Here is a 10,591-nt window from a genome sequence, read left to right on the forward strand (position 1 = left end):
GGAGACCGTCGATTTCCACCGCCGATCCGGTCCATGCGCCGTCGGCGGCGGAAACTTCCCCTGCTCTGGGGGCATAACGGACGCTACGTCGGGAAGCCAGGCCGCCGGACGCGACGCGTGGGAGGCGAGATGGCGCACGGCAGGGACAGCAGAATCGGGGAGCCAGGCCGGCGCCCGTCCGGCCGTACGCCTCGATGACGTCCGTGCGCGGCCTCGCCGGTCGGCTGCTCCCGCCGGTCGGCGTACCACGGCTGGTCGAGGAGGCGTCGCGGGGCGTCGGCTCGACCGCGACCCGGCTGGCCCGGATGGCCGGGCTGACCCGCCGTCGGGTCTGGTCCCGGCCCGGTCGGCACCACATCGAGGTGCACGGCGTCTGCCAGGACGGCGGCGACGCCCTGGCCCGCCACGTGGAGTCGGCGCTGGAGCAGATGCCGGGCGTCTCCTGGGCCCGGGTGAACGCGCCGTCCGGTCGGGTGGTCGTCGCCCTCGGACCACCCGAGCCGAAGCTACGCGACCTGATCGCGACGATCGCCCGCGCCGAGCGCACCTGCCCGTACGAGCCCGACCCGGAGGTGCCGCCGCCGCACCCGCCCGAGGAGGGCCCGCGTACCCCGCGAACGCTCGGCGCGCTCGCGTCCGACGCGCTGGGTCTGACCATCTCCGCGGCCACCCGGATCCTGCCCTTCGCCCCGGTGCCCGGCGAGGTCGCCGGCCTGCTCGGCGCGGTGGACCTGCATCCTCGGCTGCACGCGCTGGCCGGGCGGGGTCTGCGCGCCGACCCCCGGGCCGACCTCATCTTCCCGCTGGCCGAGGCGGTGGTGCAGGGGCTCACCGGTGGGTGGGCCGGAATCGTGCTCGACAGCGCCCAGCGGATCGTGCAATGGGGCGAGGACCGCGCCCAGCTCGCCGTCTGGGAGGAGGCCGAGCCCCGGCTGACCGGCGACCCGGAACACGCCGTCGCCCGCTGGCCGGTCGTCGACCGGCCCCGCGCGAAGCCGGACGGCCCGGTCGAGCGCTACAGCATCCGGATGCTGGCCGCCGGCGCCGCCGCCGCCGCGGCCGCCGCCCCGGTGGCCGGGCGGAAACGGGCCGCCGCGCTCGGGCTCTCCAGCCTCCCCAAGGCGCCGGGCAGCGGCCGTGAGGGGTACGGCGCACAGCTGGGCCGGATCCTGGCCCGGCGCGGGGTGATCGCCATGGAGCGGGGGGTGCTGCGCGAACTCGACCGGATCGACACGGTGGTGCTGGACGCCGCCGTGCTCGGCTCGGATCGCGGGGTGCTGGCCGACCTGGCCCCGCTGCCCGGCGCGGACACCGGGCAGGTGGCCGAGCGGGCGTTCGCGCTGTTCGACCCGGCGGACCCGGAGCGCCTGCACGAGGCGGACGGCTGGCGGCTCGGCCCGCTGGGCCGGCTCGACGCCGACGACCCGGGTGACACTCCCGACAGCGCCCGGCTCCGCTCGGGCGGCAGCCAGTTGCTCGGCCTCGCCCAGGGGGGCACCCTCGCCGCCCTGTTGCGGGTGGAGCCGGAGCCGGCGCCGGGCGTCGACGGTCTGCCCGCCGCGGCCCGCCACGCCGGATTGCGGCTGGTCGTCGCGGGCGACGACGAGCAGCGCTACGGCTTCGCCGACACGGTCCTGCCCGGCGGCGACCAGTTGGTCGAGTCGGTCCGGTCGCTGCAACGCGACGGCGCGGTGGTGATGCTGGTCTCCGGCGACCGGGCGGCCCTCGGCGCGTCGGACTGCGGCCTCGGTGTCTACGGCCCCGACGATCTGCCGCCGTGGGGCGCGCACCTGCTGGTCGGGGAGGACCTGCGGGTGACGGCGCTGCTGATCGAGGCGGCCGGTGTGGCGCGCCGGATGACGGAGCAGAACATCCGGCTGGCGATGGCCGGAACCGGCCTCGGTGCGCTGGGCGCGTTCACGGCCGCGCCCACCCAACTGCCCAACCGGGCCCTGCTGGCGGTCAACGGCGCGGCCGCGCTGGCCTTCGGGCACGGCGTGTGGCGGGCCAGCCGGCTGCCCAAGCCGGCGGACACCCCGGCGCCGGTGGCGACCGCCTGGCACCTGATGCCCGTCGAGACCGTCTTCGACCGGCTCGGCACGGGCCCGGACGGGTTGAGCACCGCGGACGCGCAGCAGCGGGGTACCGGCGGCGGGGTGGACGCGCCGACCTCGGGTGGCCTGCTGCGGGCGTTCGTGGACGAGCTGGCCAACCCGCTCACCCCGGTGCTGGCCGCCGGCGCGGTGCTCTCCGCGTCGTTCGGCTCGCTGGTCGACGCCGGCCTGGTGGGCGGGGTGGTCGGCGGGTCGGCGCTGATCGGCGCGGTGCACCAGCGCAACACCGAACGCTCCCTGGCCGAGCTGCTGTCCCGCTCGGCGGTCACCGCCCGGGTCCGGCGCGACGGCGCGGAGCGGGTGCTGGCCGCCGACGACCTGGTGCCCGGCGACGTGGTCACGTTGGAGCCGGGCGACGCGGTGCCGGCCGACTGCCGGGTGATCGAGTCGGTGGGGCTGGAGGCGGACGAATCCTCGCTGACCGGCGAGTCGCTGCCGGTCGCCAAGACCGACCAGCCGGTGGTCGCCGCCGCCGTCGCGGACCGGCACTCCATGCTCTACGAGGGGACCACGATCGCCGCCGGGCACGGCACCGCCGTGGTGGTGGCGACCGGCGCGGACACCGAGACCGGACGCAGCCTCGCGTTGGCCCGGCAGGCGCCCCCGACCGGTGGCGTGGAGGCCCGGCTCGGCCGGCTGACCAGCGCGGCGATCCCGCTGGCGGCCAGCTCGGCGGTGGCGGTGGCCGGGGCCGGCCTGCTGCGGGGCGTACCGCTGGCGGAGACCGCCGCGACCGCCGCGAACCTGGCCGTGGCCTCCGTGCCGGAAGGGCTGCCGTTCCTGGTCAGCGCCGCGCAGCTGGCCGCCGCCCGCCGGCTCGCCGAGCACGGCGCACTGGTCCGCAATCCGCGCACCATCGAGGCGCTCGGCCGGGTGGACGTGCTCTGCTTCGACAAGACCGGCACCCTCACCGAGGGGCAGTTGCTCCTCGCCGGGGTCGGTGACGGCGACGGCAGCCGGTACGAACCGGTGGACCGGCTCGACGACCGGCTTCGGCTCACCCTCGGGGCGGCGCTGCGGGCCACCCCCGCGGCGACGGACCCGGAGGAGCTGGCCCAGCAGACCGACCGGGCGGTCCGGCGCGGCGCCGGGTCCGCGGGCGTGGTCGAGCAGACCGGCGCGGGCAGCTGGCGTCCGGTCGGCGGGCTGCCCTTCGAACCGTCCCGCGGCTACCACGCCAGCGTCGGCGAGTACGACGACGGACTGCTGCTCAGCGTCAAGGGCGCGCCGGAGTCGGTGCTGCCCCGGTGCGCGACCCGGCGCGTCGACGGGCGGGTGGAGTCGCTGGACGACCCCGGCCGCGCCGAACTGCACCGGCTGCTCGCCGAGCGGGCCGGTGCCGGGCATCGCATCCTGGCCGTCGCCGAGTGCCGGGTGGACGAGCGTACGGTCAACGACGACCAGGTGCGCGACCTGAGCTTCGTCGGTTTCCTGGCCCTCGCCGACGGGGTCCGGGAGAGCGCCGCCCCCGCCGTACGCCGGATCCGGCAGGCCGGCGTGCACACCATCATGATCACCGGTGACCACCCGGCGACCGCCGAGGCGATCGCCTCGACCATCACCGAGCACGACGAGCAGCGGGTGGTCACGGCCACCGAACTCGACCAACTCGACGACGACGCCCTCGCCGAGCGGCTGGCCAACACCGACGTGGTGGCCCGCTGCACCCCGGCGCACAAGGTGCGGATCATCCAGGCGTTGCAGAAGTGCGGGCGTACCGTCGCGATGACCGGCGACGGCGCCAACGACGCGCCGGCGATCCGGCTGGCCGACGTGGGCATCGCGCTCGGCCAGCGGGGCACCCCGGCGGCCCGGGCCGCCGCCGACCTGGTGGTCACCGACGACCGGCTGGAAACGATCATCGCCACCCTGGTCGAGGGCCGGGCGATGTGGTCGTCGGTACGGCACGCGCTGAGCATCCTGGTCGGTGGCAACCTCGGCGAGATCGCGTTCAGCGTGCTGACGGCCGCGGCAACCGGCCGCTCCGCGCTCACCGGACGGCAACTCCTGCTGGTCAACCTGCTCACCGACCTGGCGCCGGCGCTCGCCATCGCGATTCGGCCACCGGCGGCGGACCGCACCGACGGCCTGCTCCGCGAGGGGCCGGACAGCTCACTCGGCGAGACGCTCACCCGGGAGATCGGGCTGCGAGCTGCCGCCACCACGCTCGGCGCGACGGCCGGCTGGACGCTGGCCCGCTACACCGGGACTCCCCGGCGGGCCGGCACGGTGGCGCTGGTTTCGCTGGTCGGCACGCAGCTCGGCCAGACCGTGTTGGCCGGCGGCACCAGCCCGGCGGTGCTCGCCTCGACGGCGGCGTCGCTCGGAGTGCTGGGCGCCGTGGTGCAGACGCCGGGGCTCAGCCAGTTCTTCGGCTGCACCCCGCTCGGGCCGGTGGGCTGGGGCATCGCGGCCGGCTCGGCGTTCGGGGCCACGTTCGCCAACGGCGCGCTCAGCCGGCTGGTGGAGCGGCTACCCCAGATCAAGCCGGACGGCGACCGTCCGGAGGGCGACGACGACGGGTCCGACGCTCCGCAGCGGTGACCGCCGCCGCTTCGCATGCCGGCAGCGGTTCGCGGGTAACGGCTGTCGGTGGAGGTGGGTGCGGTGGCTGAACAGCCGGAAGTGACCTTCATCGGGACCGCCACCACGGTGCTGCGGATCGGCGGGTTCACCCTGCTCACCGACCCGAACTTCCTGCATCGGGGGCAGCGGGCCTACCTGGGCAAGGGAATGTGGTCGCGGCGGCGTACCGATCCGGCGCTGCGGATCGCCGACCTGCCGGCGCTGGACGCGGTGGTCCTCTCCCACCTGCACGGCGACCACTTCGACCGGGTGGCCCGCCGGCAGCTGGACCGGCAGCTGCCGATCGTCACCACGCCGTCCGCGCAACAGAAGCTGACCCGGTGGGGGTTCCACGGCGCGCTGGGGCTGTCCACCTGGCGCTCGCACGAGCTGCACCGCGACGGCGAGACACTGCGGTTGACCTCGATGCCCGGTCAGCACGGCCCCGGCCTCCTGGATCAGCTGCTCCCGGACGTGATGGGGACCATGCTCGAGCTGTTCCGCGACGGCACCCGGCGGTTCCGCCTCTACGTCACCGGCGACACCCTGAACCGGCCCCAGCTCGCCGCCATCCCCGAGCGGTACCCGGACATCGACGCGATGCTCATCCACCTCGGCGGCACGAAGGTCGCCGGAATCCTGCTGACCATGGACGCTCAGCAGGGCGCCGACCTGGTCGAGCTGGTCCGCCCGAAGCTGACGGTGCCCGTCCACTACGACGACTACCGGGTCTTCCGCTCGCCGCTGGCGCACTTCGTGGAGGAGGTCCGCCGGCGGGGCCTCGCCCGCCAGGTACGCACCATCGCCCGGGGCGAGACCGTCCCGCTCACCCCGGCCGGCTGAGGCCGGGACGCCGCCGTCCGAGGTGGGCGGTACGGCAGCTCCCGCCCTCCGCGTCGGGCCGGAGCATGGCGCACGACGGCGATCGCCGCCTCCCCGGTGGGCGGCGGCGATCGGTCGGTGGTGCGGAGGTCAGCCGCGCTCGGAGATGGCCTCGATGAGGTCTCCGACCGGGCGCTCCGGCAGCGAGCGGGCCACGTCGGCAACGGCCACGATGCCGACCAGCTGGTGGCCGTCGATGACCGGCAGCCGGCGTACCTTGTGCTGCCCCATGGTCCGCAGGATCTCGGCCGCGTCGTCGTCGGCGCCGATGGTCACCGCCTCACCCTGGGCCAGTTCGCCCGCGGTCACGTTGCTCGGGTCACGGCCCTCGGCCAGCACCTTCACCACGATGTCCCGGTCGGTCAGCATGCCCTTGAGCCGGTTGTCGGAACCGCAGATCGGCAGGGAGCCGACCCCAAGCTCGGCCATCCGCTTGGCAGCCGTCTTCAGGTCGTCCTGCTCACTGATGCAGGTCACGTCGTTCGTCATGATCTCGCGTGCGGTCGGCATTGGCGTATCACCTCACTTACGGGGGGGGTTGTTGCCGTCCCTCCTACCCTCGCGCGCACCGGTCATGCCGCATCGCACGCGCTATAGGCTCCTGCGGTGACCCTGCCCCTGCCCTCTGGCGACTTCCAGGCCTACCTCTTCGACTGTGACGGCACCATCGCCGACTCCATGCCGCTGCACTACCTGGCCTGGAAGCAGGCCCTCGACGAGTGGAAGTGCGTCTTCCCGGAGGACCTCTTCTACGCCTGGGGTGGCAGGCCGGTGGCCGACATCATCGTCACGCTCAACGAGCAGCAGGGTCTGGCGATGCCGATCGAGGCCGTCACCCGCCGCAGGGAGGACCACTACCTGCGGCTGCTGCCGCAGCTCACCGCCGTCCCCGACGTCCTGCGGCACATCCACGACGCCCATCAGCGGCTCCCCATCGCCGTGGTCTCCGGCAGCACCCGGGAATCCGTCACCGCCTCCCTCGGCACGCTCGACCTGCTGGAGAAGTTCGACGTGCTGGTCTGCGCCGAGGACTACGCGAAGGCCAAGCCCGACCCGGAAGCCTTCCTGCTCGCCGCGCAGCTCCTCCACGTGGAGCCGTCCGCGTGCCTCGTCTTCGAGGACACCGACCTGGGCATCCGGGCCGCGACGGCGGCGGGCATGGCCTCCGTACGGGTGCCACAGCCCCGCCGCGCCTGATCGGGAATCGCGCGCCCCTACGCGGTTGACCTGAACCGAGCTTCACCTTGCAGGCTTGTCCACATGACAGGCACAACCCTGGACGAGGCGTACGAACGGGTGCGGCACAGCGGCCCGGAGCGGAACGGCTGGTTGTCCAACCACGCACCGATGGCAGTCGAGGCGCTGGTCCGCCACGGTCACGAGCGGGCTGTCCACCGGTGGCTCGACGCGTACGCGGACCGGCTCGACGAACGACCGAGGGGCATCCGGCCCATCCCCACCGACGAGTGGCGTGACCCGCTCGGCGACCCGCTGCGCACCGGCGACTGGCTCAGCTACTTCGAGCGCGAACTGGCTGACGAGCCCTGGCGCGAGGTGCTCGTACGGTGGTGGCCGCGCCTGCTGCCGGGCATCGCGGCGGGCGCCACCCACGGGGTGATCCGGGTCGGCCACGCCGTACGCGCGCTGCTGGACGAGGAGAGCGGCCCGCGCGTCGACGAGCTCGGCCAGGGGCTGGCCTACTGGGCGGCTCGGTGGCAACCCCTCGCGCCGCCCGGCGTCGGCCCCTATCCGGCGACCGATCCGCGATCCGCCCTGGACGCGGTACCCCGGGTGCCGGACCAGCGTTTCGGCATCCGTGCCCGCCTCGCCCAACTGGCCGATTCGCCCGACTGGCCGGCGGCGTCCGGCGCGGTGCCCGGCGAGGTGGCGGACGGCGTGCCGGCCCGGCTCGCCGCCGTGGTGGACGCCGCCGTCGCCCGACACGGCACCCACGGGTACGCGAGTCCGGTGATGCTCGTGCACGCGGCCACCGCCCCGAACGCCGTCCTGCGGACCCTGCCCGCTCTGCCGAGCCGGCTCTGGGCGCCGAGCCTCGACGCCGCCTGGGCCGCGGCGGCCGCGGTCACCGCCGCGTACGCACCCGCCGAGGCGCGCCCCGCCCCGCCCGCTCGGCCCACCCTGGTCGCCGAGGAGGTCATGCGGCAGGCGGCGGCGTCCGGCGATCCCCACGCGATCAAGTTCGCCGATGCCGCGATCGACACGTACGACCGCGGTGGCGATCCCGGGATCCTCGCCACCGCCGCCCAGTCGACCGGACAGATCGCCGCCGACTGAGGGCGCGCCCAGGAGGTGTGTGTCACGGCGAGCAGAGCGGGAAGGTCGGTCGGATGACCGACCCATCGGAGCTGGCGCGGAGCGCGCTCCAGCGAATCCACCGGGCTGCCGTGAAATATCGCGACCTCGAGCTGCACCACGCGGCCGACGAGATCGTCCGAGCCGCCCTGGCGCGGGGCCTCGATCCCGGGCCGGTCGAGTCCTACCGCGCCTGCCCGGTCTGCGGTGCGGAGCCGGGACAGTTGTGCATCAACGTCCCCGGTCGCCCGGTCAGCCGGGGCGAGATGCACCCCGAGCGCACGAAGTAGGGCCGTCGACGGGTTGACTGAATCGACCGCGCGGTGGATCGGGCGCTGGGCATGATGGAACCCGGATCGCCCGAGCGGGGCCATCCTGCCAGGGGAGGAGTCAGGTGGCCGCCGTCCGGATTCCGGCGAACTTCTTCAGCATCCCGTTCGGCCTCGCCGGCCTGAGCATCACCTGGCTCGCGGCCGGACGCGGCGGCGAGGTGCCGACGTGGATCGGCAACGCCCTGCTCGCGCTCGCCGCGCTGGCCTGGCTCGCCGTGCTGGTGGCGTACGCGGCGTACGTGCTGCCCAGGCCGAGGGCCCTCGTCGGCGACATGGTGGATCCGGTCGCCGGTGCGTTCGTCTCGCTCGCCGTCATCACCCCGATGCTGCTCGTCGTGCAGGGCGTCGTTCCTTACCACCTGGGCGTCGGGCGGGTTCTCGTCGACGTGTTCCTGGTGCTCACACTCGTCTTCGGCGGCTGGATAACCGGGCAGTGGATCTACGGCCGGATCGACATCGACCAGATCCACCCCGGCTATTTCCTGCCCACCGTGGCCGGCGGGTTCATCGCCTCGGCCGCCGCATCCGCCGTCGGGCAGCGCACCCTGGCGGACGTCATGCTCGGGCTCGGGTTCGTCTGCTGGCTCGTGCTCGGCTCGCTGATCCTGAACCGTCTGTTCATCCGGCCGCCGCTGCCGGCGTCGCTCGTACCGACCCTCGCGATCGAGGTGGCCCCCTCCGCCCTGGCCGTGCTCGCGATTCTCGCCCGCAACGGCGGCCGGATCGACATCTGGGTGGCGCTGGTCTCCGGATACGGGCTGCTGCTGGTCCTCGCGCAGATCCGGCTGCTCCCGCTCTACCTGCGGCTGAAGTTCGCGCCGAACTTCTGGGCGCTCACGTTCCCCTGGGCGGCGGTGGCGACGACCGCCCTGCACTGGATCACCAGCCGCGAACCGCCGGGTCAGCGCGTCTACACGTACCTCGTGCTGGCGGCGATCTCGGCGCTGATCGGCGGCATCGCCGTACGGTCGATCATGGCCGCGGCGCGCGGGCAGAGTTCCTTCCGCCGCCCGCTCCACCGCCGGCTCGGTGACCGGGAGCCCGGGTCACCGCCGCCCGCAACCCCGCTCCAGCCGACCAGTGCCGCCTTCACCGGCAGCGGTGGGCGCCACCGCCTGGTGACGAGCGCGACGAGCGTGACGGTCAGTACCCCGTTGGCGAAGCCGAGTACGGGTCCGAGGCCACCCAGACGGTTCGCCGCACGCTCCTCCGTCCCGAGGCTCACGTGCATCCCGTCGGCGATCCGTCGCACCATCCGCTGATGGGTGTCGCTGTACGGGCGGGCCCGGACCGCCATGTCCAGGGAGCTGACCAGCTCCCGAGCGAGCGTGGCGGCGGCACCGGCCAGCAGACCGTTGGTCAGGCTGACCAGACCGCCGGCGGCACGACCCGATCCGGCACGACCGGCACCGCGGGCACACCACATGTGATCACCTCGGCTCGGATCGCGGTCGGGTACGACGTACCGCGTCTACCCGCCCTGCCCCCACCGAACCCTCAGCGAACGGCGACGGGTACGGCGGTAGTAGGACCACCCTGCCATCGGTAACGCGATCTCCCAGGCCACGAGCAGCGGTAGGCCGATGAGAACCCCGGTGGTCGTGAAGATGTCCTGCGGGCTGGATGTGTCGAGTTGTTCGGAGAGTTGCGTGGGCAGCGTCAGCGAATAGCCGATCATCAGCACGGACCCGAGAACGGTGGGTGTCAACGGGAGCCATGGTGGGACCCGGCGGCCACGCAGCAGCGGGATCCAGCGCGGGAAGGTCAGGCCCCAGTCGCTGATGAGCCCGAGGGCCAGTGTCCCGCCTAGGGCGGCGAGGATACAGAGAATGCCGAGGTAGAACGCACCGGCCGGCATACCGAGGAACCCCTCGACCGGGTGGTCTCCGACCCCGGGGCCTCGGCCGTGATACCACTCGTCGAACGGGTCAGGGTTGGCGAAGAGTGGAATGCCGAGGATCCATGGGATGTGGAGCGGAATGAAGCCGAGCACCGGAGCCACCCAGGCCACCTGGCCTGCCCAACGTGCCCATCGCGGCGGCCGCGCGCACCGCGCCGATGCCCCCGCCGCTGCCTTCTCGGTCGCCTGAGCCATACCGCGCCCTCGCCTTCGCACAGTCCCAGCTGGTCGTCTGGCTACCGGGCTTCAGCGCACCCCGTCGCCATGCAAAACGTCGCAGGGTCCCGGTTGCCGTACGACACCCGTCCGGGGGATCCCGCTCCCTCTCGGGGAGTAGGGGGCGAGGAATGTCGCGCACCGACAGAGGCTGTGCTGACATCGCGAATTCAAGCCGCGGCTACGAGGGGAACAGCTTCCAGTGCCCCTCGGAGACGACCTCGACGGTGCCGTCGGTCACCTTGATGGCCGTCTGGTCGTCGATTGCG

8 protein-coding genes are annotated in these 10,591 nt (G+C 73.8%); 6 read left to right on the forward strand and 2 right to left on the reverse strand.

Annotated features, from left to right (window positions below):
* Positions 1–194: 194 nt before the first annotated feature.
* Together ACIBBA_RS26120 and ACIBBA_RS26125 are read left to right on the forward strand one after the other, a co-directional pair.
* The gene (locus ACIBBA_RS26120; protein WP_396700563.1) at positions 195–4,658 is read left to right on the forward strand and encodes an HAD-IC family P-type ATPase; all 4,464 of its coding nucleotides are present in this window, start codon (positions 195–197) and stop codon (positions 4,656–4,658) included.
* Positions 4,659–4,721: 63 nt separating this feature from the next.
* Positions 4,722–5,522, forward strand: a complete 801-nt coding sequence (locus tag ACIBBA_RS26125) for an MBL fold metallo-hydrolase (RefSeq protein ID WP_396700564.1) — start codon at positions 4,722–4,724, stop codon at positions 5,520–5,522.
* Between the two features lie 129 nt (positions 5,523–5,651).
* Here the strand turns inward: ACIBBA_RS26125 and ACIBBA_RS26130 are convergent, their stop codons facing one another.
* Positions 5,652–6,071, reverse strand: a complete 420-nt coding sequence (locus tag ACIBBA_RS26130) for a CBS domain-containing protein (protein WP_350868653.1) — start codon at positions 6,069–6,071, stop codon at positions 5,652–5,654.
* A 96-nt stretch (positions 6,072–6,167) separates the two neighbouring features.
* Here ACIBBA_RS26130 and ACIBBA_RS26135 point away from each other — a divergent pair, with 96 nt between their 5' ends.
* The 4 genes from ACIBBA_RS26135 to ACIBBA_RS26150 all read left to right on the forward strand — a co-directional run bounded on the left by ACIBBA_RS26135 (position 6,168) and on the right by ACIBBA_RS26150 (position 9,468).
* Positions 6,168–6,758, forward strand: a complete 591-nt coding sequence (locus ACIBBA_RS26135; RefSeq protein WP_396700565.1) for an HAD family hydrolase — start codon at positions 6,168–6,170, stop codon at positions 6,756–6,758.
* Positions 6,759–6,821: 63 nt separating this feature from the next.
* Complete coding sequence (locus ACIBBA_RS26140) at positions 6,822–7,856, forward strand: questin oxidase family protein (RefSeq protein WP_396700566.1); 1,035 nt, start codon at positions 6,822–6,824, stop codon at positions 7,854–7,856.
* Between the two features lie 53 nt (positions 7,857–7,909).
* Complete coding sequence (locus ACIBBA_RS26145; RefSeq protein WP_396700567.1) at positions 7,910–8,164, forward strand: hypothetical protein; 255 nt, start codon at positions 7,910–7,912, stop codon at positions 8,162–8,164.
* Positions 8,165–8,268: 104 nt separating this feature from the next.
* Positions 8,269–9,468 (forward strand): hypothetical protein, encoded by a 1,200-nt coding sequence (locus tag ACIBBA_RS26150; RefSeq protein ID WP_396700568.1) that lies wholly within the window; start codon positions 8,269–8,271, stop codon positions 9,466–9,468.
* Between the two features lie 209 nt (positions 9,469–9,677).
* Here ACIBBA_RS26150 and ACIBBA_RS26155 read toward each other — a convergent pair whose 3' ends face one another.
* Positions 9,678–10,208, reverse strand: a complete 531-nt coding sequence (locus tag ACIBBA_RS26155; protein WP_396700569.1) for a hypothetical protein — start codon at positions 10,206–10,208, stop codon at positions 9,678–9,680.
* Positions 10,209–10,591 lie beyond the last annotated feature (383 nt).

This window comes from Micromonospora sp. NPDC051006 (genome assembly GCF_044456245.1).
In the GTDB taxonomy this organism is placed as follows: Bacteria; Actinomycetota; Actinomycetes; order Mycobacteriales; family Micromonosporaceae; genus Micromonospora.